This is a genomic window from Nocardioides astragali (assembly GCF_024436375.1).
Classification (GTDB): Bacteria; Actinomycetota; Actinomycetes; order Propionibacteriales; family Nocardioidaceae; genus Nocardioides; species Nocardioides astragali.
The window spans coordinates 389,889-413,167 of record NZ_JAFMZM010000002.1 but is presented as its reverse complement, the minus strand read 5'-3'; the positions used below and the strand labels follow the sequence as shown (position 1 = coordinate 413,167).

The following is a 23,279-nucleotide window of genomic DNA, read 5'->3' as shown; positions in this document are numbered from 1 at the left end:
GGACTTAGCCGGACCACTTCAACGCCGACGAAGACCTCCGTCAACTTTGTCGTCCATCAACGAACGTGCAGGTCGTGCCGACATGATCCGTCAGGTTCGGCCTGTCGCCATCGCGCGTCTCGTATGCGGATGATGAACTGGCTTCCGTGGCGCCAGGTCAGCGCTCTTTCGTCGCCAGGTCCGACAGGGCTTCGGCTATGACCTTGTCGCGGTTCTTGGCCGCGTGTTGGTAGCGCAGTGCTGCGCCGGCGGTGGAGTGTCCGAGGCGGACCATCAGTTCGGCCAGTGTGGCGCCGGTGCTTGCCGCTAGGACGGCGCCGGTGTGGCGGAGGTCGTGAAACCGGAGGTCGGGCCGTCCTGCTTCCTCGCGTGCCTTGTAGAAGACCTTGTAGAGCGTGGCGGGGGCCAGGTGCTTGGTCGGGTCTCCGGCTGCGGGGAAGAGGAGTCCGTCGCGGCCTCCGGTGATGTTGCTGGCCAAGTGGGTCTTGACGACGGGGAGCAGGTGCGGCGGGATCGTCACGTCTCGTGTTCCGGCGTCTGACTTCGGGGTGCCGACGACAAACGTGCCGTCGACCCGCACGACTGCGCGGCGTATCTTCACCACGCCGCGGGTGAGGTCGACGTCGTGTCGGCGTAGCTCGGTGATCTCGCCGTATCGGAGGCCACACCAGGCGGCGAGCAGCACCATCAGCCGGTAGCGCTCCGGCATTGCCTGAGCGAGCGCTTCTAGTTCCGGCAGAGTCGCGGGCTCGATCTGCTTGGCACGCTTCACGTTCCCGGCGCCGCGGATGTGGCACGGGTTGTGAGTGATGAGGCGACGCTGCACGGCGTCTCCGAGGATGGTCCGCAGCAGCCCGTAGGCGTGCGCTCGAGACGTAGGGGCCGAGTCCCCCAGCCGGTAGTACCAGTCGTCGACGAGGTCGGCGGTGATGTGCTTGAGCGCTATGTCGCCGAAGGTGGGCAGCAGCTTGGAGTCGAGCATCTTTCGGTAGTGATAACGGCTGCGCGGCTTCAGGGTGCGGTTCGTCAGCCATCGTTCGGCGTGCTCCCCGAAGGTGATCGGAGGCTTGGTCGTGGGCGGGGTCCAGTCCTCGTTGTTGATCTCGCGACGTCGGTCAGTGAGCCAGCCCTCGGCATCCTCAGCCGTCTCGAAGGTGACAGGCGCCTTGTGTCGGAGGGTGTCGGGGCCGAGGTAGGAGGCTTGCCACCGTCCAGACGGGAGCTTCCTGATGGCTCCGAAGCCGCGCCTGCGTGCCATCCCCGATTTCCCCTCGCGTGCAACAACGTGCAACAACGTGCAACAAGGATGGCAGAAACTGTCCGTTCGCGTCCACGCCGGTAGGCGATACAAAACGGCATTGCCGCAGGTCAGGGGCCTAATGGCCACTTATGTCCAGTATCGCCACTGCTCCGGCAGAAGATTTCAAACCCAGTATCGCCCACCAGCACCAAACCGCCTCTGACCTGCACATTCGCTAGGTCGGGGGCGGTTTTCTATGTCGTCCATGGGTTCTGCATGGGCGGCAGGTACCCCCTCCCTTTCGCAGATTGACGCTGGCGCGGTCCGTCTCGCTCAACGGCAGGACGGCTCTCTCGATCACCTGCCTCGCGGTAATCCAGACGGTCGTCAACGGGCGTTCAAGCGCTACTCCGGGGACACCGTCGGCCCTCTGTGCAACCCTGACGTCATGGCTGGAGAAGAGGTCAGGGTCACGCTGCGCGGCGACACCGCGCAACTTGGGTCCGTTCAGGCCCGGGACGTGGCCCGACTGCTCATCGACCTGAGGGAGCTCTTGCAGCATCCGCGTACGTCGCTCTCGGGAAGCCTCGGCGCGGTGCAACTGGTCGACACGTGGCCGCGGTCGAGGCTGCCACGCGTCTGCACTTCCGAGAGGTGCGCGCCGGGAGCGTCGTGGCGGTGCTCGGGCTACCGACTCTTGCTGAGGAGACCTCGGAGGCGTTCGAAGTAGGCGTGGACGACCTCGCTGGCGCTGCGTTCGATCAGCTCGTTCTCGCATTCCACAGCCCAGACTCCGACGTCGATCCCAGCGTTGCGCGGGCGTTGGCTGAGCTCGCAGGCGACCTAGCCATCGGCGACCGGAACACCGAGGTACTTATCGAGAGCACCCGCCGCGCTCGGTCGCATCACACATCGGTGCGCATAGACGCGTCTGGCCGTGCGCGCATGCGCCGCATCGCGCAGAGCGCCGTGATCCCGAGCCAGCAGCCCAACGTCCTCACGGGCACGCTGCGAGAGGCCGATCTGGACCGACACACCGCGCGGCTTCACACCCCGACCGGCGAAACCGTGAGCGTCACCTTTCCTCCCGAGATGGAGAGCCAAATCCACGAGGCGATGAGAGGACTCTCGAACTTCCAAGGAGTCGTTACCTACAACCCAGCGACATCGCTTGCCAAGAGCGTTGATGTCCGGGCGATCTCTTCGCCAGAGTCGCTGATTCTCGGTGGTGACGACTTCTGGGAGCCGGTCCCCTCAGTCCGGGAGCTCGCCTCGGAGCAGGGCGTCGGTGTCCCCGACCTCGACCAGGCCGCCCTGGTGACAACTCAGGACGAGCGTGACGAGCTGCTTGCGGCATTGGCCGACCTCACCGCATGACGACCCCTCAAGAGGAGTCGGTCCCGGCGCTCGTGGACACTGACGTCGCCACCTGGCTCCTGCTCGACGCCGAACAGGCTCAGGCGTGGAAGCCCATCCTGCGCGGACGACTGATCGCGATCAGCTTCGCAACCTACGGGGAGCTGCTGGCGCTTCCGGCTTCCCGCAGCTGGGGCGAGAAACGAACGCAGGAGTGGGATGGGGCGATCCGCCGCACATTCGTCCTCCCTACAGCGCCGACGTCGCCCGGACCTGGGGGCCGCTGCACGCCAAGCTGCGCGGTCATCTCCACAACGGCGGAACCAACGACATCTGGACGGCAGCTACCGCGTTGGCGTCCGACCCCAGGCTGCCCGTCGCCACAAACAACCTCTCCGACTTCGAAGCGATCGCAGGAGAGACTGCGCTCGTCGTCCTCCACCCTTCGCGCTGACCTACCGCCGGTGCCATTGCCAATGACCGCCTGAACCCGCAGGCATGAGCGTGCGCAGATCGCGGCATGATCGGGCGTCTGGATAGTCCTCACGCTGTGCCGTACCAACAGCGGCTGCGTTTCCAGGGCCAGGCTCCCCCTCTAACCCAGAATCTCGCAGGCGTCCGTGGCCTCGCCCGTCAACGAGTACGAGGTGATGGCGTCCCTCTTCGGGTCGTACACGAACGTCTGACGACCGGACACGAAGTACTCAGCACCGCCCGGACCCACAACTTGTCCGTCCGGACCCACATCCCCCTCTACGAATGCCACCCAGAACCGTCCGTCGATCTCGACGAGTTCCTTGCCGTCGGGCAGGATCGTGGTCGTGCTGTGGTACCGGGACTTCTGAAGGTACGACGTGCCCGTGTCGAGGTTCGTGATCTGGATGTCTGCCACGTTGACTGACACGAGTCGCCCGTCGCTGAACTCCCAGTCGATACCCCCAACCCGGACCTCGGCCAGCTCCGCGAATCCACAACCCACGGTCTTGCTCTCCGGGAAAATGAACGAGAATCCTTCACCGCGTTCACCGATGCCCGACCGGATCGGATCCCGTGTTGGTTGCGCAGCGACCGCACTTGTCAAAGGCAAAACTGCCGCGAGCATGAGGCAGAGCGCTGCCGCTGCGGCCATGACCGTACGTGATCTCATGATGCTCCCTATAGATTCCGGTGTCCGGGGGGCGCCCTTCAACTCGTCAACTGACGCTTCGGACGATTTCGAGTAGTTCGTCCTGCCGGTATCCGTGTTGGCGGGCCATGCGGGCGAGTTCCGTTGCCTTGGCGATGACGGCGCTCCGTTGTGGCGTCCCGGTGACGGTGATGCCGCGGCCGCGGCGGAACTCGAGGAGGCCCTCGTCACGCAGCGCCCGAAGCGCGCGCAGGACCGTGTTGGTGTTGACGCCGAGCTCGGCCGCGAGGTCGCGCGCGGGCGGAAGCCGCTCCCCGGCCTTGGCCTCGCCGTCCGCGATGGCTCGTCGGATCTCCGCGGCGACCTGGGTGTGCAGATCGGTTGGCTCGAAGGGATCGACCTTGACATTCAGCATGATACTAGTGACACTAGCATCATAACTCTGAGGGACCAAGAGGCAGCCGTGGCACTCAACACTCGCCTCCCCGCCCACCCCCATCCGGGAGAGGTTGAGGCGCCGGAAGCCTTGATCCGTGAAGCCCGCCAGCGGGCCAGGCGTCGCCACCTTCGCTACGCCATCAGCGCAGTCGTGTTTGTCGTTGCCGCGACGGGCGGGGGCTTGGCTGTGCGCGGTGGCGGCGACAGCCCGCCGATGGGCGCGTCGCAAGCCCAGCATCCTGCGCCGGGCGCCATCCCCCCGCCACGCGCCATCCCCCCGCCACGCGCGGCGAGGGGTTGGCCGGGTACGCAGGTCGGCGGGGGCGCCAGCGGCTTCGGCAGCATCGTGGCCGACCCGCGACGCCCACGGACCATGTACGCGGCCTCGCTCGATGCCGGGCTCTTCAAGAGCGCGGACGGCGGACGGACGTGGCGAATGCTGCCGTTCCCTCGTGGTGGCCAGGGAGATCGTGTGGACGCCCTGGCGATCACCGCCACGGGGCCGAGCGTGCTCTACGTCGGCGGCAGCGCCGGGGTGTTCGCGAGCGACGATGGCGGCAGGACCTGGCAAGCCACCGACCTGGTCCCGAACAGGGCGGAGAGGGCAGTAATCCAGCGACGCGGCGAGGGGTGGATCTTTTTGCTGACGGTCCATCCCCTCGACCCGGGTCTGATGTACGCGGGCGGTGCCACCGCCACCTGGCGGAGCACCGACGGCGGGGGCCACTGGACCCGCTTCCAGGAGGGGCGGATCGACTTCGCCATCGACCCGCAGGACACGCGGGTGCTCTATGCGCCGAACCAGCAATGGCAGTTTCTCGACCATGGATACGCGGCGACACCGGTGCTGCCGAGCGAGGACAGCATCGTCAAGAGCACCGACGGCGGCCGCAGCTGGAGTCCCTCGGGTCGACTTCCCGGCCTGGACGTCGACAGGCTCGTGGTCAACCCTAGTGACCCGCGCGTCGTGTTCGCGACGACGTCGAACGATCGGGGCGTCCAGGCGCTGTACCGCAGTACGGACGCCGGCGCGAGCTGGCAGCCCACAAGCCTGACGAGCAAATGGATCCACCAGGTCTCCCCCGACCCGAGAGACCCCGCGACCGTCTACGCCCAGACCCAGACCGGGCCGTCGAACGACGGTGGGGTTTCCCGGATCCTGAAGAGCACCGACGGTGGCGCCACGTGGTGGCCGCTGTTCCAGCGGGCCGACATGCAGCCGCACGAGCCGTGGCTACTCGCGCTCGATCCCGCTCAACGCTCGACCCTGTACGTGGACTCGGATGCCGGCCTCCTGAAGAGCACCGACGCCGGAGCGACCTGGCAGCGCATGCGTTCGGGTGTCTCCGGCCGGGTCAGCTCGGTCGCTGTCGACCCGAGGCACCCCGGAATCGCGTATGCGGGGCTCGACCCGGGAGGGGTCTTCAAGAGAGTACGTGGCCGCTGGCATTCCATTAACCAGGGGCTGGGCGAGCCCGGCGTCCACGACGTCGCCGTGGATCCACACCGTTCGCGTGTGCTCTACGCAGCCGCTGACACTGGCCTCTTCAGGACCAGAGACGGCGGCCAGCACTGGCGACGTGTGCTCCCCTCGGGCACCTACCGCCAGTGCCCGTCATGCGCGAGCGTCACGCGACGTGGAGGAGCGCATGCCGTCACCGTCGCGGGACCGACGACCGTGTACGCAACCGTCACCGAACGGGGCCGCTGGAGCCTTTGGAAAAGCGTCGACCGCGGCGCCAGTTGGCGAGAGGCCGCACCGGACACCCTCGGCGCGGGCGAGGGTCACCCTCTGGTGGGCGAGGGCCACCCTCTGGCGGTCGGAGCGTCGGACCCGGAGACCGTCTATGCCGCGGGGCGGTCCGGACTCGCCACGAGCACCGACGGCGGTGCAACCTGGCACGACGCGGGCCTCGCGGGGACCCGGATCACGGCCATCGCGGTCCACCCGCAGCTGGCCGACACCGTCTATGCAGGCACCACTGCCGGGTTGTTCACCAGCACGAACGCCGGCCAGACCTGGCAGCGGGTGCGCGACGAGCTCGCACGGGCCCACGTGACCGCCGTGGCTACCGATCCCGAACAAGGGGGCCGGCTCTACGCCGCCACCGAGAACGAGATCTTCTGGAGCGAGAACAACGGAGAGAGCTGGAACCGGTTCGACACCCGGCTCCCCCCGCGAACCTTCAACGACCTCGCGGCCACGCCCACTGGCATGATCTACGCCGGCTCATACAACGGCGGCGGCATCGTCCACCTACGGACATCAGCGCGGGCCCAACGGCCCTGAACACGAACTCGCGCAGGCACGCCATCGTCCCCGCCAACGGCTGCCAGCAACTCGTCAACCATGGCGTTTCGCTAGCAACCCGCAACCGCCGTCCCAGCAAGCATCCTCAACTCGACAGATGCGGATGTTTCGGAGACGTCCGCCAGTTCCGTGGAAGGCTGACCGCGTGAGTGATGGGACTGTCGTCGCGCTGAAGGGCGTGTCTACGGATGGCGAAGCCTGGACGCTTCTCTACGCGCCTGAAGGTGAGAGGGCACATCGGCACCACTTGGCCCTCATCGTGAACGGGGCCGAGCGCGAGAGCGGGTCCGGATTCGACATCCCTGAGACCACCGAAATCGGATTCGGTGGTGGGCTGACGCCTGGGGAAGGCAACTTCTATCTGTTCGGTCTCACGACCGCCCGCATACACACGGTGCGGGCAGAGAGTCACGACGACGCCCTCCGAACCGAGGAGAGGACCTCTGCTCTCCCCCAAGCGTCGACCGAGGATGGAGATTCGCTACGCGGCTTCGTCCTCGTCCGGCCAGCGGTTGAGGACGTGACTGCTCTTGTGGGTCTAGACAAAGACGGGCACGAGGTACAGCGATTACCGCTTCCGCCAGGACAACCGTAACGAAGCGCGCCGACTTTCGGCAGATGCGGATGGTCCAGAGAAGCGCTGCACGAAAACACGCGGAGCGGGGCACTTCTATTGAGGGACGTGGAGGGGCGGTCGCGTCGTGGATGGTGTCCGAACGCCACCCAGCTGCGTCGTCCTCACCGGCCGGGGCGTGGGCGTGTGCCCACGCCAGCGCGGCCTCCAGCACCTCGACCTCCGCCCGCCGCCGGACGGTCATCGCATCCCGCGCACGGTCCAGCACAGTGAGCGTGCTGGGCGCCGGGGCGGTGGTGGACATGCGTCCATCCTCCCAGAGCCCGCCGACGCTCTGACCTGCGTCAACGCATCTGTGGAGAACTATTCTCGAACAGGACGACGGACCCAGGAGAGGGGTTTCGTGACGGTCGCTGCGCGACCTTCTCAACCAACGAGACCGCGCGCGCGAGCTCAACCGCTGAGGCCGATGTCGATGACATCGTGCGGCTCGAACTCGACCAAGCTCTCCAACGCCACCGAGGTGATCACGACCGGGTGGTTGGCCAGCGTGCCGACGTACGAACGTGGCAGACGGGTACGACACCCGCCCGCTCAGAACTCGTAGCCGAACTCGCGGATCGTCCGCTCGAACCGCGACGCCACGATCTCCGCGTCCCCGGGTCCGTAGAGCTCGCGGTAGTGCGGACCGCTCCCCTGCTTGGCGTGCGGGAGCTCGAGGGAGAGACCGAGCCGGGCGGAGATGTCGGACACCGCCGCGGGCAGGTCCTCGTAGCGGTACACCTGGTCCACGACCACGCGTCCACCCATCCGGTAGAGGCGCTCGTTGAGCGCGAGGCGCTCCATCCGCTTCGGGGTCCGCACGAACTCGGCGAACGTCTTGGTGAAGGTCGGCTTGCGGGCGCTGTAGCGGTAGGACGACGCGACCACGTCGTACGGGTTCCGCTCGACCGCGAACGTGAAGTAGGAGTCCCAGGCCTCACGGCCGATCACCCTGATCACCCGACGGGCGCCCATGTGGGCGTACGAGCTGGGATCGGTGTCGTCGTTCTGGGGTCCCACTGCCCCGGCGGCCGCGCGCAGCTCCTCGTCGTCGGGGCTGATCCGGGTGACGACGTCCGTGGGTCCGCAGTGGCGCGAGAGGGCGATCTCCAGGCTGGTGCCGGCCGTCTTGCGGGTCTTGATGAAGACGAACCGGTGGGCGTGCGACGCGATCACGAGCTAGTCGTCGTCCTCGTCGGCCAGGTCCTCGCCGTGGGTCCCTGGGCGTGGCGCCCACGGCAGCTCCTTGGCCGGGCGTACGACGACCAACCGGTCGCCGCGGGCGAGGAGCGAGACCACCGGGTCGAAGTAGCGGTAGACCTTCTCGTCGCGGATGACGGCGATGACCTGGTCGGGCAGCGACTGCGGCTGCTTGCCGACCTCGGTGACCAGCAGGTCACGCTCGGCGACCTCGAGGCCCTCGCCGTAGGTCATCAGGTCCTCCATCACCGAGCCGAGCATCGGCGACATCGACGAGAGGCCCAGCAGGCGACCAACGGCGTCGGAGGACGTGATCACGGCGTTGGCGCCGGACTGGCGCATCAGGGGGACGTTCTCGTGCTCTCGGACGGCCGCGACGATCCAGGCGTCGGGGTTGAGCTGACGCACGGTCAGCGTGACGAGGACGTTGGAGTCGTCGCGGTCGGTGGTGATGATGACGTGGGTTGCCTTCTCGACGCCGGCTTGGCGCAGCACCCCGCGGCGCGTCGCGTCCCCGGCGATCACCACGAGCTGGTCGCGGTTGCCGTCGGCGACCGCCACCGCGCTCGGGTCGACCACCACGATCGCCTCGCGACGGTGACCGTTGCTGACGAGGGTGTCGATCGCGCTGCGGCCCTTGGTGCCGTAGCCCACGACGACGAAGTGCTCATCCATCTTCTTCCTCCACCGGGACACCCGGATCATCTCGCGTCCCTGCGAGGCGAGGACCTCCAGGGTGGTGCCGATCAGCAGGACCAGGAAGGCGATGCGCGCCGGCGTGATGACCAGTGCGTTGACCAGCCGGGCCTGCGGTGACTCCGGCGCGATGTCTCCGTAGCCGGTCGTGCTGAGCGTGACGGTCGTGTAGTAGAACGCGTCAAGCAGGCTGATCTCGTTCCTCGGGTCGTTGCCGTCGACGTAGCCCTCTCGGTCGAAGTAGACCAGCAGCACGGTCCCCACGAGGATGCCCAGGGCCATCAGCAGGCGGCGACCAAGCTCCCACCACGGCGACCGGGTCCGATCAGGGAGGGACACCCGGCCCACGACGGGCTGGTGGCTGAACGTCGACACGGTCAGGAGTCTCGCACGCTGATGCGCTCGCGGAGACGCTGCACGAGCTCGATCCGGGCGCGGGTCGTGCTCTTCTGCGGGAAGACCGTGTCGAACGCCGCGTTGACCGCGGCCCCGATCAGCACGGCCAGCGCCAGGAGGTAGAGCCAGAGGAGCACCGCGATGGGTGCGGCCAGCGGTCCGTAGATCGACCGCGACTCGGCCGCGGTGACCGTCAACACCCAGCGCAGGACGTAGGACCCGGCCACCCAGCAGAACAGGGAGAACGTCGCTCCCGGCAGGTTGAACCGCCACTTGGTCCGCACCGGCACCGACACGTGGTAGAGCGTGGCGAGGAAGCAGATGCACATCGCCAGGACGACCGGCCAGTAGACGCTGTTGACGAAGTCGAGCCGTGGTGGGAGCGCGCGGTCCACCAGCGACGGGCCCGCGACAACGAGGGGGATGCTGATCGCACCGGTGACCATCGCGAGGGCGTACAGCACGAACGACAGGGCGCGGGTGGCGACGATCCCGCGGTGCCCACCGAGTCCGTGCATGATCGTGATGGTGTCGACGAAGACGTTGAGCGCGCGCGAGCCCGACCACAGCGCGAGGACGAAGCCGATGGAGATGACGTCGTAGCGACCGCCCCCGAGCACCTCGCGGATGGTGGGCTCGATGATCTTGTCGACGGCCCGGTCGGTCAGGGCCTGGCGGGAGACCTCGAGCACCGCGTTGCTGATGTCCTCGATCTGGGTAGCGGTGAAGCGGTCGCTGACGAAACCGATCGCACCGGCCAGGGCGAAGACGAGGGGCGGGACCGACAGCACCGCGAAGAACGCGGCCTCGGCGGCGAGGCCCGTCACCCGGTGACGCAGGCACGACCCGACGGTCGTGACGACGACCCGCCACAGGTGGCCGCCCCACCGCCGCGCAAGGATCTCGACCCGGCGCCGGGCAGGGTTCTCCTCACGCGCCTCGACCATGCCGCCACGCTATCGACTGCATGACCTGTCACGACGAATCCCGGCCGCGGGTTTCCCCACCCACGACGTGGGTAGCGTCACTCCCATGCGCCGAGTCACCCGCACGCCCGTCCTCGCCACGGTCGCGATGCTCAGCACCAGCGTGCTGACCGCGTCGCTCCTCGCCACCCCCGCCGAGGCCGCACCACGCGGGACGCGCGTGTCGGGCGCCCTCAGCGCGACCGTGTCCCACCCCGGCGGAGTGGTCGTGATGGCGGGCACCGTGAAGGACAAGGGGAAGCAGAGGCGCACGGTCGTCCTCGAGCAGAAGATCGCCTCCGGCTGGCGCAAGGTCGACAAGGTGCGCTCCAGCCGGTCCGGCGCCTACGCGATCACGGTCCCGACGACGTGGTTCTACTCCTCCAAGCTGCGCACCCGGGTGGTCCGGACCCGCAAGCTCCGCGGCGACACGTCGCGCGCCCACCGGATGAGCGTGATCCCGGCCTACACCCCGCTCGGCTCCCCCGAGTCCTGGGCCGAGCTCAGCAGGTACGGCGACCGGTTCGACCCGTGCCGCACGATCACCTACGGCATCAACAGCTCGCGCGCCACGCCCGACGCCGCCACCGCCGCGGCGAGCATCCACAACACGATCGCCCTGGTGGCGCAGGCGACCGGAGTGCGCTTCAAGTTCGTCGGCGAGACCCCCGCAATGCCCTTCGACAAGTTGTTCGAACGCTCGGACCCCAAGCTCGTGTTCGGCTTCACCACCGATCCCGAGACCAAGCTCGACCTCGGCCCCGCCGTGGCGGCACGGGGCGGCTCGGACCGCACCAGGTGGGCACGCAACGCCCGCGGCCAGCGGATCCTGCAGACCATCCACGGCGGCGTGCTCTACGACCTGACCGACACCGCGACCATGACGGCCACCCAGTTCCAGCAGCTCACCCTGCACGAGGTCGGCCACGTCATGGGGCTGGGCCACGTCGCGGCGACCGACCAGTACATGACCGCCGGCCCCGAGCTCTACGACCTGCCGCTCTCCTACCAGGCCGGGGACCTCACCGGGCTGAGCAAGGTCGGCCTCCAGGCCGGCTGCATCCGCCCGCTGCGCGGACACCGCCGGCAGGCCCTCGAGCGGCTCCCGGTGCCGGTCGCCACCACGCTCGACTGACCTTCAAACCCCTACGGTGGGGCCCATGACGGACCTCGACCTCTCGGTTCCCGGTGCCGGGCGACGCGCTGCCCCCAACCAGGCGCCCGCCCTGGTGGGCCACAACGTGGTCACCTCCGACCACGCCCTGACCGAGGCGCTCGCGCGCCACGGGTCGCCCGAGCTCGTCGGCGAGCTGGCTCCCCTGGGCGCCGAGGCCGGCACCGCGGAGGCCCGCGAGCACGGCATGCTCGCCAACCGGCACCACCCCCGACTCACGTCGTACGACCGCTGGGGCAACCGCATCGACGAGGTGGAGTTCCATCCCTCGTGGCACTGGCTGATGGAGCGGGCGGTGGGCCACGGCCTGCAGGCCGCTCCGTGGGAGCAGCAGGACCGGGGCGACCCGCACGCACACCTGCGCCGCGCGGCCGGGTTCTTCGCGTGGGGGCAGACCGAGCCCGGCCACGGCTGCCCGATCTCGATGACGTACGCCGCTGTGCCGGCGCTGCGGGTCGACGACGCGATCGCCCGGGAGTGGACACCGCTGCTGGCGGCCAGGTCCTACGACCCGGGCGTCCGCGCGGCGTCGGAGAAGTCGGGCGCGCTGGCGGGCATGGGGATGACCGAGAAGCAGGGCGGCTCGGACGTGCGGGCCAACCAGACGCGTGCGGTGCCCACGGCCGAGGACGGCTGGTACACCCTGCACGGCCACAAGTGGTTCACCTCTGCCCCGATGAACGACCTGTTCCTGGTGCTCGCCCAGGCCCCTGGTGGCCTGACGTGCTTCCTGGTGCCACGCGTGCTGGCGGACGGCACCCGCAACCGGCTCGACGTGGTCCGCCTCAAGGACAAGCTGGGCAACCGCTCCAACGCGTCCAGCGAGATCGAGCTCGACGGCACCCTCGCCCAGCGCCTCGGTGAGGAGGGCCGCGGGGTGCGGACGATCATCGAGATGGTGGCCGCGACGCGGCTGGACTGCGTCCTCGGATCCGCCGCCCTGATGCGGCACGCGCTGGCCGAGGCGTCGTGGCACGTCGCCCACCGCTCCGCCTTCGGCGGCCTGCTCGTCGACAAACCCCTGATGCAGAACGTCGTGGCGGACCTCGCGGTCGAGTCCGAGGCCGCCACCGCCCTGGCGATGCGCCTGGCGGCGGCCGTCGACCGTCCCGGCGACCCGCACGAGGCGGCTCTGCGACGCATCGCCCTCCCGCTCGCGAAGTTCTGGGTCTGCAAGCGCACTCCGGCGATGGTGGCCGAGGCGCTCGAGTGCCTGGGCGGAAACGGCTACGTGGAGGAGTCCGGCCTTCCCCTGATGTTCCGCGAGTCCCCGCTGAACTCGATCTGGGAGGGCTCCGGCAACGTCAACGCGCTCGACGTGCTGCGCGCGCTGGGCCGTGAGCCCGAGGTGCTGCAGGCCTGGATCACCGAGGTCGGCGCCGCCCGCGGGTCCGACAGCCGTCTCGACCGGGCGGTCGACGACACGCTCGCCCTGCTCGGCGACCTCGCGGCGCTCGAGTCCGGCGCCCGTCGCCTGGCCGGACAGATGGCCGCGTGCCTGCAGGGATCGCTGCTCGTGCGGTTCGCCCCCGCGGACGTCGCCGACGCGTTCTGCGGCAGCCGGTTCGGCACGTCGTACGGCGGCACGTTCGGGATGCTGACCAGCGGATCGCTGCGCGAGGTCGTGGACCGGGCCACCCCGCACCTCTGAGCCGGGCGTCTTTACCGAACTCCCCACGCCGCGGCCGCGCGGCGCTTAGCGTGGTCGGGACCCACGGGGGAAATCATGTCCAACAAGTCCAGCACGATGTTCACCGTCGGCACCCTGCTCAGGCACGCGCAGGACGCCGGCGCACCCGTCCGCGTCCTCGTCCAGGGGACCTGGCTCGACGGTCGCGTCGTCGGGGCCGACGGCATGGGCGTGGTGCTCGACGACGGCCAGGGCCAGCAGGTGCTGGCGCGCCTCGAGGCGGTGGTCGCGGTGTGCTTCTCGCGGACGGACATCGACGACCCGGACCCTGACGAGGATGCCCGCACCCACCCCCACCGGCGCCGCGACCCCATCGAGGCCGGGCCCGTCGGGGCCTGACCGGTCCACACCGGGCGTCCCAACTGGGCACCTTCGGTCAAGGTTCGTCGTAGGGCGACCGGACGCTCGGCTCATCCGCGGACGCGGGTCGCGACCCGGCCTACGTTCGGCGTCATCAACATTCCTCGTGGGGGGTAACCGATGACGAAGATGTCCAGCACGATGTTCAGCGTGGGGACGCTGCTTCGGCGCGCCGAGGACACGGGCGCCGAGGTGCACGTGCTCGTCCAGGGAAGCTGGCTCCGCGGCCGCGTCCTCGGGTGCGACGGCCTCGGGGCCGTGATCGACGACGGCCAGGACCAGTGCCTCGTGCGGCTCGACTCCGTCGTCGCCGTGCGGTTCTCGCGCGCCGAGGTGGAGGGCGACGACCTCATGGACACCCGGCCTCGCCACCACGGCGGCGGTGTCGGGACGGGGCCGATCGAGGCGGGTCCGGTGACCGTGCCGGCGCAGAAGAGCGGCGAGCAGTACTTCCTCACCGCAAAGCCGTACTGACGACCTCCCGCGCCTCGTCCTGCACCTGGGCCAGGTGCTCGGGTCCGCGGAACGACTCGGCGTAGATCTTGTAGACGTCCTCGGTGCCGCTGGGTCGTGCCGCGAACCATGCGGACTCGGTGGTGACCTTGAGGCCGCCGATCTTCGCGCCGTTGCCCGGCGCCTCGGTCAGCTTGCCGGTGATGGCCTCCCCCGCCAGCGTCGTGGCGCTCACGTCGTCGGGCGAGAGGGCACCCAGCTTCGACTTCTCCTCGCGCGTCGCCGGGGCGTCGATGCGGGCGTACGCCGGGTCGCCGTGCTGCTCCACCAGCGCGGCGTAGTGCTCGCTCGGGGTGCGACCGGTGACGCCGAGGATCTCGCTGGCCAGCAGCGCCAGCAGGAGGCCGTCCTTGTCGGTGGTCCACGTCGAGCCGTCGCGCCGGAGGAAGGACGCACCCGCGGACTCCTCGCCACCGAAGCCGAACGAGCCGTCCATCAGGCCGGGGACGAACCACTTGAACCCGACCGGCACCTCGACCAGCGGCTTGCCGATCGACTGGGCCACCCGGTCGATCATCGAGCTGGACACCAGGGTCTTGCCGATCCGGGTCGTGTCGGGCCATCCGGGCCGCGCGCCGCCGAAGAGGTGTGCGATCGCGACGGCGAGGAAGTGGTTGGGGTTCATCAGGCCTGCGTCGGGAGTCACGATGCCGTGGCGGTCCGCGTCGGCGTCGTTGCCGGTGGCGATGGCGTACTCGTCCTTGCGGCGCACGAGCGAGGCCATGGCATGCGGGGAGGAGCAGTCCATGCGGATCTTGCCGTCCCAGTCGAGGGTCATGAACCGCCACGTGGGATCGACCAGCGGGTTGACCACGGTCAGGTCGAGCCGGTGGCGCTCGGCGATCTCGCCCCAGTAGGCCACGCTCGCGCCGCCGAGCGGGTCGGCGCCGATCCGGACGCCTGCGTCGCGGATCGCGTCGAGGTCGAGCACGGTGGGGAGGTCGTCGACGTAGGTCCCGAGGAAGTCGTAGTCCTCCACGGCAGCACGTGCCTTCGCGAAGCCCACCCGGCGCACCCCCGCGATGTTGCCGCGGATCAGCTCATTGGCCCGCGCGGCGATCACCGTCGTCGCGTCCGAGTCGGCCGGTCCGCCGTGCGGAGGGTTGTACTTGAAGCCGCCGTCCTGCGGTGGGTTGTGCGACGGCGTGACCACGATCCCGTCGGCGAGCCCGGCACCCGTCGTACGTCCCTTGTTGGCGCGCAGGATCGCGTGGCTCACGGCGGGGGTCGGGGTGAACCCGTCGCGGTCGTCGACGAGCACGGTCACGTCGTTGGCGACCAGCACCTCGAGGGCCGTCGCCCACGCCGGTTCGGAGAGCGCGTGGGTGTCGCGGCCGATGAAGAGCGGGCCGTCGTAGCCCTGCTCGCGCCGATAGTCGCAGATCGCCTGGGTCGTCGCGGCGATGTGCACCTCGTTGAACGAGGTGGTGAGGGACGTGCCGCGGTGGCCGCTCGTGCCGAACGCGACCTGCTGGGAGACGTCGTCGGGATCCGGCTCGAGGTCGAAGTAGGCCGTGACCAGGTGCGACACGTCGACGAGGTCCTCGGTGCGGGCGGGCTGTCCAGCTCTGTCGTGGGTGGCCATGCCCTCATCTTGGTGGCCCCGGTCCGGCGCCGTCGAGACGGGTTCCACGGACGCGGCACCCGGGTTGTCGAATCCGGCAGGGTTCGTCCGTCACAGTGGTGAGGTCGCAGCCTGCGGCCTGCCAGCGTTCCGCCGCATGGCCCAGTGAGATCGAGACATGAGATCGACACAGCGAAGGAGACCGAGATGACCGAGTACGTCGTGCTGCTGATGGGTGACGCCGAACGTTGGTGGGACCTCACCGAGGAGGAGCGCCGCGCGGGCTACGGCGCCCACGAGAAGTTCTCCGCACAGCTGGTCGAACGGGGTCACCGGATCACCGGCGGCGCCGAGCTGCACCGCGCGTCGGAGGCCCGCTCCCTCGCCCCGAACGCGACCACCGTCACGGAAGGCCCCTGGGCCGAGACGCGGGAGCAGGTGGGCGGGTTCTACCTCGTGGAGTCGGACGACCTCGACGACCTGGTGGACTGCTGCCTGATCCTGGCCGCCACGGGCGACGCCGTCGAGGTCCGCCGCTGTGTGCAGCCCGAGGAGCGTGCATCGTGAAGTACCTCGTGCTGCTGATCGGCGACGGCGCGGTCAAGAAGTGGTCCGCGCACACCGAGGAGGAGCAGGTCGAGGTGATGGGCCGGTTCCAGGCCTTCGACCGGGCCTGCCGCGAGCGTCAGGGCGTCGAGCTCCTCGCCGGGGAGGCCCTGAGCGACCCCCGCGACGCGACCGTGATGCGCACCCCTGACGGCAAGGTCGAGCTGACCGACGGTCCCTACGCCGAGGTCATCGAGGGCATGGGTGGCTTCTACCTCCTCGAGGCACCCGACCTGGACGTGGTCGTGGAGCTGCTCCAGGTCCTGCCGCCCTACGACATCCAGATCCACCCGACTGTGGACGTGACGCTCTGAGCGGAGCTGAGGTGGACGATCTCGAGCAGGTCGTGCAGCAGGAGTGGGGCCGCCTCGTGGCCCTGCTCGTGTCGCAGTTCCGCCGGCTCGACCTGGTCGAGGACGCGCTGGGCGACGCCGTGGAGTCCGCCAGCCGCACGTGGCCCGTCGACGGCCCACCCGAGAAGCCCGCTGCGTGGCTGCTCACCGCCGCGCGACGGCGGGTGCTCGACCGGCTGCGTACCGAGGACGTGGCGCGGCGCAGGCTGCCGGTCCTCCTCACCGACGCCGAACGCCACCAGGAAGGCGCGCGCACCATGGCCGACAGCGGCAGCCTGGTCGAGGACGACGTCCTCCGGCTGGTGCTCATGTGCGCGCACCCGGCGCTGGCGCCCGAGTCGGCCAGCGCCCTCAGCCTGCGCCTGGTCCTCGGCGTGCCCACCGCCGACATCGCCCGGCTGTTCCTGGTCCCCGAGCCCACCATGGCGGCACGGATCACTCGCGCCAAGAAGCGGATCGTCGGTGCCGGCATCCCGTTCGCGGTCCCGGACGCGTCGGTCCTCCCGGAGCGCCTCGACATGGTCGCCCAGACGGCCTACCTGGCGTTCACCGCGGGCTACTCCCCCGGCACCGGCCCCGACCTGTTGCGCGCCGACCTGTCCGGGGAGGCGATCCGCCTGGTCCGGGTGGTGCTGGGGCTGCGTCCCGACGAGCCGGCACTCGTCGCGCTCCTGGCGCTGATGCTCCTCCAGCACGCCCGGCGCGACGCCCGGGTGCGCGACGGCCGCCTCGTGCTGCTGGCCGACCAGGACCGCACCCGGTGGCACCACGACGAGATCGCCGAGGCGACCCGGTTGCTGGCGGCGCCCAGCCTGGCCGGTCCGCTGACACCGCTTGCGGCGTCGTACGCCGTGCAGGCCCGGATCGCCGCCGAGCACGCCACGGCGCCGACCACCGAGGACACCCGCTGGGACCGCATCGTCGGCTGGTACGACCTGTTGCTGCAGGTCATGCCGTCGCCCTCGGCGCGGCTGGCACGGGCCGTGGCGGTGGCGGAGGACCGCGGCGCGGCCGCCGGCCTCGCTGCGCTCGAGGGGCTCGAGATCCCCGACAGCCACCGACCCGCGGCCGTCCGCGCCGAGCTGCTGTCCCGCGCCGGGGACGTGGACGCCGCGCGGGCGGCGTTCGACCAGGCGATCGCGGCGTGCCGCAACGACGTCGAGCGCGAGTTCCTCGTGCGCCGACGTGAGAAGCTGGACGCTCCGTCCTGAGCTCCGTCCTCGACCCGAGCTCCCTAGTCCTTGGGGACCTGCTGCTGCTTGGCGAGCACGGTGAGCCCCTCGTCCACGACGAAGCCGCGGGCGCGATCCTCGTCCTGGTCGACGCCGATCCGCGCACCCGGGGGGATCCTCACGCCCTTGTCGATGATGGCGTTGCGCACGATCGCGCCCTCGCCGACGTGCACGCCGTCCATCAGCACGGAGTCGGAGACCTCGGCCCCGTCCTTGACCCAGACGGCGGGCGAGAGCACCGACTGGTTGACCGTGCCGCCGCTGACCACCACACCTGGCGACAGGATCGAGTTGAAGGTCGACACGCCGGCCCCGCTGGCTCCCTCCACGAGCTTGGCCGGCGGGTGCGGACCGTAGCTGGTGTAGATGGGCCAGGCCTGGTTGTAGAGGTTGAAGACCGGCAGCGGGGACACGAGGTCCATGTGGGCGGCGTAGTAGGAGCTCATGGTGCCGACGTCTCGCCAGTAGCCCCGGTCGCGGTCCGTCGCGCCGGGGACCTCATTGTCCTTGTAGTCGTAGACCGCGGACTCGGCCTTGTCGACGAACCACGGCACGATGTCGCCGCCCATGTCGTGCTTGGACTGCTCGATGTCGGCATCGCGGGTGACGGCGTCGCGCAGGGCGTCGGCGTCGAAGACGTAGTTGCCCATGCTCGCCAGCACCTCGTCCGGCGAGTCCGGCAGGCCGACGGGGTCGGTGGGCTTCTCGAGGAAGGCGCGGATCCGCTGGGGGTCGGCGGGGTCGACGTCGATGACGCCGAACTGGTCGGCCAGGCCGATCGGCTGGCGGATCGCGGCGACCGTGCACCCCGCGCCGGACTGCACGTGGTCGGCGACCATCTGCGAGAAGTCCATCCGGTAGACGTGGTCCGCGCCGACCACGACCACGATGTCGGGCTGCTCGTCGGTGAGCAGGTTGAGTGACTGATAGATCGCGTCGGCGCTGCCGAGGTACCACCGCTTGCCGACGCGCTGCTGGGCGGGCACCGGGGTGACGTAGTTGCCCAGGAGGTTGGACATCCGCCAGGTCGTCGTGACGTGGCGGTCGAGGCTGTGCGACTTGTACTGCGTCAGCACGACGACCTTGAGGTAGCCGGAGTTGACGACGTTGGACAGCGCAAAGTCGATGAGTCGGTAGATGCCGCCGAAGGGCACCGCGGGTTTGGCCCGGTCGGCGGTGAGCGGCATCAGGCGCTTGCCCTCACCGCCAGCCAGGACGACAGCGAGCACCTTCTTGCGCGGGGGCGTGATGGCCATGCGATGAAACTAGCCGTCCACGGTGGCGCGGTCGACCTTCCATCCCATCTGGCTGACCCCTAGGTTCGGGGCCATGCGTATCGACGTCCTCAGCAAGGAGTACCCGCCAGAGGTCTACGGAGGAGCCGGCGTCCACGTCGCCGAGCTGGTCCGCGCACTGCGTGTCCTGCCCGAGATGGATGCGCGGGTGCGCTGCTTCGGGGCCCCGCGCTCGGAGCCCGGCACGACGGCGTACGCCGAGCCGGAGGCACTGTCCGGCGCCAATGCGGCGATCCGCACGCTGGGCGTGGACCTGGCCATGGTCGACGACTGCGCGGGCGCCGACCTCGTCCACTCGCACACCTGGTACGCCAACATGGCCGGGCACCTCGCCGGCCTGATGCACGGCATCCCCCACGTCGTCAGCGCCCACTCGCTCGAGCCGATGCGCCCGTGGAAGGCCGAGCAGCTCGGCGGTGGCTACGCCCTGTCCAGCTGGGCGGAGCGGACGGCGTACGAGGGCGCGGCGGGGATCGTCGCGGTGAGCGCGGCGATGCGCGACGACGTCCTCCGCAGCTATCCGGCCGTCGATCCCGCCCGCGTGCACGTCGTGCACAACGGCATCGACACCGTTCAGTGGGCCCCTGTGGCCAACCCCGACCGGGTCCGCGAGCTCGGCCTCGACCCCGACCGGCCCAGCGTGATCTTCGTCGGCCGGATCACCCGCCAGAAGGGGCTGCCGCTCTTCCTGCGCGCCGCAGCGTCGCTGCCGCCCGACGTCCAGCTCGTGCTGTGCGCGGGCGCGCCGGACACCCCGGAGATCGAGGCCGAGGTACGCGGCCTCGTCGCGGACCTCGCCGCGACCCGATCGGGCGTCGTCTGGATCGCCGAGATGCTGCCGCGGCCCGACGTGGTCGCCCTGCTCACTGCTGCCACCGTCTTCGCCTGCCCGTCGATCTACGAGCCGCTGGGCATCGTCAACCTCGAGGCGATGGCGTGCGAGACCGCCGTCGTCGCGACCGCCACGGGCGGCATCCCGGAGGTGGTCGTGCACGGGGAGACCGGCTGGCTGGTGCCGATCGAGCAGGCCACCGACGGCACCGGCACCCCGCTCGACCCCGAGGCGTACGTCGCCGACCTCGGCGCCGCCCTCACCGACGCGGTCAGCGACCCCGACCGCGCCCGCGCCTTCGGTGTCGCCGGGCGTCGGCGCGCGGAGGAGTCCTTCAGCTGGGGGACGATCGCCGAGCGGACGCTGGAGCTCTACCGCTCGCTCACCTGAGCGGGTCCCCTCGGGACGCGCCGTCGGTCGGACCCAACGGACCACGACGAACGACTCGCAGGCGCCGCCAGGCGGCGTGGCACTCGTTCGGTCCGCCCCACGGCCTGTGGATGAGAGCCGACGTCGGACGTCGTTCTCGGCGAGGCTCGGGCGGTGGAGATCTCGCGGCTGATGCCCGTCCTCGGCGGTGTGGCCACCCGCCGCCTGCTCGTCAACGTCACCTCGCGAAGAGCCCTCGATGAGGCCGTCGCGTCCGGCCTGCTCGTCCGGGTCAACAGAGGTCGGTACGCGGTGCCGGGCGTCCACGAGGGCACCGAGCTCGCCCTCAAGGTCACGGGGCACGTGTGCTTGGTCTCTGCCGCGCTCAGCCACGGCTGGAAGGTCAAGTCAGTGCCAGATGTGCCCCAGATCGCGGTGCCCAAGGACCGAAGGATCGATGACGCGACCCGGTCACGCATGGAGGTGATCTGGGCCGACCTGGGCGACGACCAGGTCGAGGGCCTGGCTACCGATGCGTCCAAGACCCTCGAGATGTGCGGACGTCGGCTGCCGTTCGACGAAGCGTTGGCGATCGCGGACTCCGCCCTGCGTGATGGTTTCCCACGCCAGGACCTGCTCGACTTGGCGGGGGCTGCCAAGGGCCCAGGGTCAGCGCGTCTGCGACGTGTCGCCGCGCACGCGGATCCGCGCGCTGCGAACCCGTTCGAGTCGGTCCTGCGCGCGATCGCGATCGACGTTGCCGGACTCAGGGTGGAGCCGCAGGTGCGTGTTCGCGGTGCGCTCGATCTCGACGTACGCCCTGACCTGGTGGATCGCCACCTCAAGATCGTGCTCGAGGCCGACTCCTTCGAGTGGCACGGCGACCGTGCAGCACTGCGACGCGACGCCCGACGCTACGACCTGCTGGTGGTCAACGGCTGGACAGTGCTGCGCTTCGCCTGGGAGGACGTCATGCACGACCAGGATTGGGTGCGCTCGGTTCTGACATCGGCAGTCGAGCGGACGCAACGCGCACGCCGGGCGGATGCTCCCGCCTGAGTCAGTGGGCAGCCCCTCGTTGGGTCCGTTTCGTCGCGCACGTGCTGGCGTGTTGACGCCTGACGGGCTCAGGACAGGACGAGCCCGGGGTAGAGCGGGTGCTTGTCGAGCATCTCCGCCGACCGCGAGGTGACGCGGTCGGCGACTCCGTCGCCCAGCGTGTACGACGCCTTGCTGGGGCCGCCGGCCTTGGTCGTGCCGGCCTCGGTGTTGCTGAGCACGTCGACGATGAGCTCGGCCACCATGTCGAACTCGTCGTGGCCGAAGCCGCGGGTGGTGAGCGCGGGGGTGCCGAGCCGGATGCCGGAGGTGTACCAGGCGCCGTTGGGGTCGGACGGGACCGAGTTGCGGTTGGTGACCACGCCGGCGTCGAGGAGGGCCGACTCCGCCTGCCGGCCGGTCAGCCCGAAGGACGACACGTCGAGCAGCACGATGTGGTTGTCGGTGCCGCCGGTGACGAGGTCGGCGCCGCGGGCCAGGAAGCCCTCGGCCAGGGACTTGGCGTTGTCCGCGACCCGCTGGGCGTAGCCCTGGAACTCGGTGGTCCGGGCCTCGGCGAGCGCGACGGCCTTGGCCGCCATCACGTGCGACAGCGGGCCGCCCAGCACCATCGGGCAGCCGCGGTCGACGTCGGCCGCGAACTCCTCCTGCGCCAGCACCATGCCGCCCCGCGGGCCGCGCAGCGACTTGTGGGTCGTGGTCGTGGTGATGTGTGCGAAGGGCACGGGGTCCTCCTCGCCGGTGAACACCTTGCCGGCCACCAGGCCGGCGAAGTGCGCCATGTCCACCATCAGCACGGCGCCGACCTCGTCGGCGATCTCGCGCATCCTGGCGAAGTTCACGCGGCGCGGGTAGGCGGAGTAGCCGGCCACCAGCACGAGCGGCTTGAACTCGCGGGCCTTGGCGGCCACGAGGTCGTAGTCGAGCAGGCCGGTCTCCGGGTCGGTGCCGTACTGCTGCTGGTGGAACATCTTGCCGCTGATGTTGGGACGGAAGCCGTGCGTGAGGTGGCCGCCGGCGTCGAGCGACATGCCGAGCAGCCGCTGGTTGCCGAACTCGTGGCGCAGCGTCTCCCAGTCGGCCTCGGTGAGCTCGTTGACGTTCTTGGCCTGCATCTTCTGCAGGTAGGGGGTCTCCACCCGGTTGGCCAGGATCGACCAGAAGGCGACGAGGTTGGCGTCGATGCCGGAGTGCGGCTGGACGTAGGCATACGGCGCGCCGAAGAGCTCTCGGGCGTGCTCGGCGGCCAGCGCCTCCACCGTGTCGACGTTCTGGCAGCCGGCGTAGAACCGGTGACCGACGGTCCCCTCGGCGTACTTGTCACTGAACCAGGTGCCCATGGTCAGCAGGACCGCGGGCGAGGCGTAGTTCTCCGACGCGATCAGCTTGAGCGAGCCCCGCTGGTCGGTGAGCTCCTGGCGGGTGGCCTCCGCGATCCGCGGCTCCACGGAGGCGATGACCTCGAGAGCCTGTGAGTACGCACTGCTGATGAGGGAGTCCGTCATGGGCGACAGCCTAGAGGTCGCTCCGGGGCCCTCCGCGCCGGGACGGTCCCGCTGGACGCGGGCCGGCACCGATGCCGGACGGGGTGCGAGCAGCGCCGCCGACCATTGTGACGTACGCCGCACGACGTGCCCCGACCTCGCCTGCGCCGGCGCTGGTCGTCTCACATAGTGGAGTCACGTCCCAAGATACGAGATTTCGGCTTGTGAAACAGGTGTCCACTCCCTGAGACTTCTTGACATGGTCACCCCCGCCACCCATACGCACCTCGTGGTTCGACGTCACGTCGACCTCATGCGTGTGGGCAGCGCGACCTGTTGGCATCGCTGAAACGCCGCCCAGACAACCCCCCTTCCGCGCTCAACGTCGCGCGCGGCACTCCTCA

Annotated in this window: 22 protein-coding genes; 13 read left to right on the top strand and 9 right to left on the bottom strand. The window is 69.7% G+C overall.

Going from position 1 to position 23,279, the window contains the following annotated elements; all coding sequences use genetic code 11:
* Nucleotides 1-157: 157 nt before the first annotated feature.
* Nucleotides 158-1,258 (bottom strand): tyrosine-type recombinase/integrase, encoded by a 1,101-nt coding sequence (locus J3P44_RS07050; RefSeq protein ID WP_255889564.1) that lies wholly within the window; start codon nucleotides 1,256-1,258, stop codon nucleotides 158-160.
* Nucleotides 1,259-1,852: 594 nt separating this feature from the next.
* On the opposite strand from J3P44_RS07050, the gene J3P44_RS07045 reads away from it, so the two are divergent.
* Nucleotides 1,853-2,617: a hypothetical protein gene (locus J3P44_RS07045; RefSeq protein ID WP_255889563.1), complete on the top strand. Its 765-nt coding sequence runs from the start codon at nucleotides 1,853-1,855 to the stop codon at nucleotides 2,615-2,617.
* 574 nt (nucleotides 2,618-3,191) lie between these two features.
* On the opposite strand, the gene J3P44_RS07040 is transcribed toward J3P44_RS07045, so the two are convergent.
* On the bottom strand, nucleotides 3,192-3,743 hold the full coding sequence (locus J3P44_RS07040; protein ID WP_255889562.1) for a hypothetical protein: 552 nt from the start codon (nucleotides 3,741-3,743) through the stop codon (nucleotides 3,192-3,194).
* A gap of 46 nt (nucleotides 3,744-3,789) precedes the next feature.
* Complete coding sequence (locus J3P44_RS07035; RefSeq protein ID WP_255889561.1) at nucleotides 3,790-4,137, bottom strand: GntR family transcriptional regulator; 348 nt, start codon at nucleotides 4,135-4,137, stop codon at nucleotides 3,790-3,792.
* Between J3P44_RS07035 and J3P44_RS07030 the strand changes: the two genes are divergently transcribed.
* Nucleotides 4,093-6,450, top strand: a complete 2,358-nt coding sequence (locus tag J3P44_RS07030; protein ID WP_255889560.1) for a WD40/YVTN/BNR-like repeat-containing protein — start codon at nucleotides 4,093-4,095, stop codon at nucleotides 6,448-6,450. The two genes, J3P44_RS07035 and J3P44_RS07030, sit on opposite strands and share 45 nt — an antisense overlap.
* Nucleotides 6,451-6,616: 166 nt before the next feature.
* Complete coding sequence (locus tag J3P44_RS07025; RefSeq protein ID WP_255889559.1) at nucleotides 6,617-7,066, top strand: hypothetical protein; 450 nt, start codon at nucleotides 6,617-6,619, stop codon at nucleotides 7,064-7,066.
* Nucleotides 7,067-7,639: 573 nt separating this feature from the next.
* On the opposite strand, the gene J3P44_RS07020 is transcribed toward J3P44_RS07025, so the two are convergent.
* From J3P44_RS07020 to J3P44_RS07010, 3 genes are all read right to left on the bottom strand, one after another.
* Nucleotides 7,640-8,263, bottom strand: a complete 624-nt coding sequence (locus J3P44_RS07020) for a hypothetical protein (protein WP_255889557.1) — start codon at nucleotides 8,261-8,263, stop codon at nucleotides 7,640-7,642.
* A 3-nt stretch (nucleotides 8,264-8,266) separates the two neighbouring features.
* The gene (locus J3P44_RS07015; RefSeq protein ID WP_305122183.1) at nucleotides 8,267-9,265 is read right to left on the bottom strand and encodes a potassium channel family protein; all 999 of its coding nucleotides are present in this window, start codon (nucleotides 9,263-9,265) and stop codon (nucleotides 8,267-8,269) included.
* Nucleotides 9,266-9,360: 95 nt separating this feature from the next.
* Nucleotides 9,361-10,326, bottom strand: coding sequence for a YihY/virulence factor BrkB family protein (locus J3P44_RS07010; RefSeq protein ID WP_255889555.1), 966 nt, complete (start codon nucleotides 10,324-10,326; stop codon nucleotides 9,361-9,363).
* A gap of 85 nt (nucleotides 10,327-10,411) precedes the next feature.
* Between J3P44_RS07010 and J3P44_RS07005 the strand changes: the two genes are divergently transcribed.
* The 4 genes from J3P44_RS07005 (at nucleotide 10,412) to J3P44_RS06990 (ending at nucleotide 14,042) form a co-directional block, all read left to right on the top strand.
* Nucleotides 10,412-11,479, top strand: coding sequence for a zinc metalloprotease (locus J3P44_RS07005; protein ID WP_255889553.1), 1,068 nt, complete (start codon nucleotides 10,412-10,414; stop codon nucleotides 11,477-11,479).
* A 25-nt stretch (nucleotides 11,480-11,504) separates the two neighbouring features.
* Nucleotides 11,505-13,169 (top strand): acyl-CoA dehydrogenase family protein, encoded by a 1,665-nt coding sequence (locus tag J3P44_RS07000; RefSeq protein WP_255889552.1) that lies wholly within the window; start codon nucleotides 11,505-11,507, stop codon nucleotides 13,167-13,169.
* 75 nt (nucleotides 13,170-13,244) lie between these two features.
* Nucleotides 13,245-13,547 carry a hypothetical protein gene (locus J3P44_RS06995; RefSeq protein WP_255889551.1) on the top strand — a complete coding sequence of 101 codons (303 nt, stop codon included), beginning with the start codon at nucleotides 13,245-13,247 and terminating at the stop codon, nucleotides 13,545-13,547.
* Between the two features lie 141 nt (nucleotides 13,548-13,688).
* A complete protein-coding gene (locus J3P44_RS06990; protein ID WP_255889550.1) occupies nucleotides 13,689-14,042 on the top strand; it encodes a hypothetical protein in 354 nt (117 codons plus the stop codon).
* On the opposite strand, the gene pgm is transcribed toward J3P44_RS06990, so the two are convergent.
* Nucleotides 14,023-15,666 carry a phosphoglucomutase (alpha-D-glucose-1,6-bisphosphate-dependent) gene (gene pgm, locus J3P44_RS06985; RefSeq protein WP_255889549.1) on the bottom strand — a complete coding sequence of 548 codons (1,644 nt, stop codon included), beginning with the start codon at nucleotides 15,664-15,666 and terminating at the stop codon, nucleotides 14,023-14,025. The genes J3P44_RS06990 and pgm overlap by 20 nt on opposite strands.
* A 186-nt stretch (nucleotides 15,667-15,852) precedes the next feature.
* Between pgm and J3P44_RS06980 the strand changes: the two genes are divergently transcribed.
* The 3 genes from J3P44_RS06980 to J3P44_RS06970 are packed head-to-tail and all read left to right on the top strand — an operon-like array spanning nucleotide 15,853 to nucleotide 17,815.
* On the top strand, nucleotides 15,853-16,212 hold the full coding sequence (locus J3P44_RS06980; protein ID WP_255889548.1) for a YciI family protein: 360 nt from the start codon (nucleotides 15,853-15,855) through the stop codon (nucleotides 16,210-16,212).
* Complete coding sequence (locus tag J3P44_RS06975; RefSeq protein ID WP_255889547.1) at nucleotides 16,209-16,565, top strand: YciI family protein; 357 nt, start codon at nucleotides 16,209-16,211, stop codon at nucleotides 16,563-16,565. Before J3P44_RS06980 ends, J3P44_RS06975 begins: the two co-directional genes overlap by 4 nt.
* Nucleotides 16,566-16,576: 11 nt before the next feature.
* Nucleotides 16,577-17,815, top strand: coding sequence for an RNA polymerase sigma factor (locus J3P44_RS06970; RefSeq protein ID WP_255889546.1), 1,239 nt, complete (start codon nucleotides 16,577-16,579; stop codon nucleotides 17,813-17,815).
* A gap of 23 nt (nucleotides 17,816-17,838) precedes the next feature.
* On the opposite strand, the gene glgC is transcribed toward J3P44_RS06970, so the two are convergent.
* The gene (gene glgC / locus J3P44_RS06965; RefSeq protein ID WP_372496525.1) at nucleotides 17,839-19,086 is read right to left on the bottom strand and encodes a glucose-1-phosphate adenylyltransferase; all 1,248 of its coding nucleotides are present in this window, start codon (nucleotides 19,084-19,086) and stop codon (nucleotides 17,839-17,841) included.
* A 79-nt stretch (nucleotides 19,087-19,165) separates the two neighbouring features.
* Between glgC and glgA the strand changes: the two genes are divergently transcribed.
* Entirely contained in the window at nucleotides 19,166-20,353 is a 1,188-nt protein-coding gene (glgA, locus tag J3P44_RS06960; RefSeq protein WP_255889544.1) for a glycogen synthase, read from the top strand.
* 153 nt (nucleotides 20,354-20,506) lie between these two features.
* Nucleotides 20,507-21,391 (top strand): DUF559 domain-containing protein, encoded by an 885-nt coding sequence (locus J3P44_RS25425; protein ID WP_255889543.1) that lies wholly within the window; start codon nucleotides 20,507-20,509, stop codon nucleotides 21,389-21,391.
* 68 nt (nucleotides 21,392-21,459) lie between these two features.
* Here J3P44_RS25425 and J3P44_RS06950 read toward each other — a convergent pair whose 3' ends face one another.
* Nucleotides 21,460-22,896, bottom strand: a complete 1,437-nt coding sequence (locus J3P44_RS06950; protein ID WP_255889542.1) for a glycine hydroxymethyltransferase — start codon at nucleotides 22,894-22,896, stop codon at nucleotides 21,460-21,462.
* A gap of 238 nt (nucleotides 22,897-23,134) precedes the next feature.
* Between J3P44_RS06950 and J3P44_RS25770 the strand changes: the two genes are divergently transcribed.
* Nucleotides 23,135-23,224: a putative leader peptide gene (locus tag J3P44_RS25770; protein ID WP_372496500.1), complete on the top strand. Its 90-nt coding sequence runs from the start codon at nucleotides 23,135-23,137 to the stop codon at nucleotides 23,222-23,224.
* The last annotated feature ends 55 nt before the right edge of the window (nucleotides 23,225-23,279 follow it).

Coding starts and splice junctions, on each gene's coding strand:
- J3P44_RS07050 (WP_255889564.1), bottom strand. CDS start 1,258: ATGGCACGCAGGCGCGGCTTCGGAGCCATCAGGAAGCTCCCGTCTGGA.
- J3P44_RS07040 (WP_255889562.1), bottom strand. CDS start 3,743: ATGAGATCACGTACGGTCATGGCCGCAGCGGCAGCGCTCTGCCTCATG.
- J3P44_RS07035 (WP_255889561.1), bottom strand. CDS start 4,137: ATGCTGAATGTCAAGGTCGATCCCTTCGAGCCAACCGATCTGCACACC.
- J3P44_RS07015 (WP_305122183.1), bottom strand. CDS start 9,265: ATGGCCCTGGGCATCCTCGTGGGGACCGTGCTGCTGGTCTACTTCGAC.
- J3P44_RS07010 (WP_255889555.1), bottom strand. CDS start 10,326: ATGGTCGAGGCGCGTGAGGAGAACCCTGCCCGGCGCCGGGTCGAGATC.
- J3P44_RS07005 (WP_255889553.1), top strand. CDS start 10,412: ATGCGCCGAGTCACCCGCACGCCCGTCCTCGCCACGGTCGCGATGCTC.
- J3P44_RS07000 (WP_255889552.1), top strand. CDS start 11,505: ATGACGGACCTCGACCTCTCGGTTCCCGGTGCCGGGCGACGCGCTGCC.
- J3P44_RS06995 (WP_255889551.1), top strand. CDS start 13,245: ATGTCCAACAAGTCCAGCACGATGTTCACCGTCGGCACCCTGCTCAGG.
- J3P44_RS06990 (WP_255889550.1), top strand. CDS start 13,689: ATGACGAAGATGTCCAGCACGATGTTCAGCGTGGGGACGCTGCTTCGG.
- pgm (WP_255889549.1), bottom strand. CDS start 15,666: ATGGCCACCCACGACAGAGCTGGACAGCCCGCCCGCACCGAGGACCTC.
- J3P44_RS06980 (WP_255889548.1), top strand. CDS start 15,853: ATGACCGAGTACGTCGTGCTGCTGATGGGTGACGCCGAACGTTGGTGG.
- glgA (WP_255889544.1), top strand. CDS start 19,166: ATGCGTATCGACGTCCTCAGCAAGGAGTACCCGCCAGAGGTCTACGGA.
- J3P44_RS06950 (WP_255889542.1), bottom strand. CDS start 22,896: ATGACGGACTCCCTCATCAGCAGTGCGTACTCACAGGCTCTCGAGGTC.
- J3P44_RS25770 (WP_372496500.1), top strand. CDS start 23,135: ATGGTCACCCCCGCCACCCATACGCACCTCGTGGTTCGACGTCACGTC.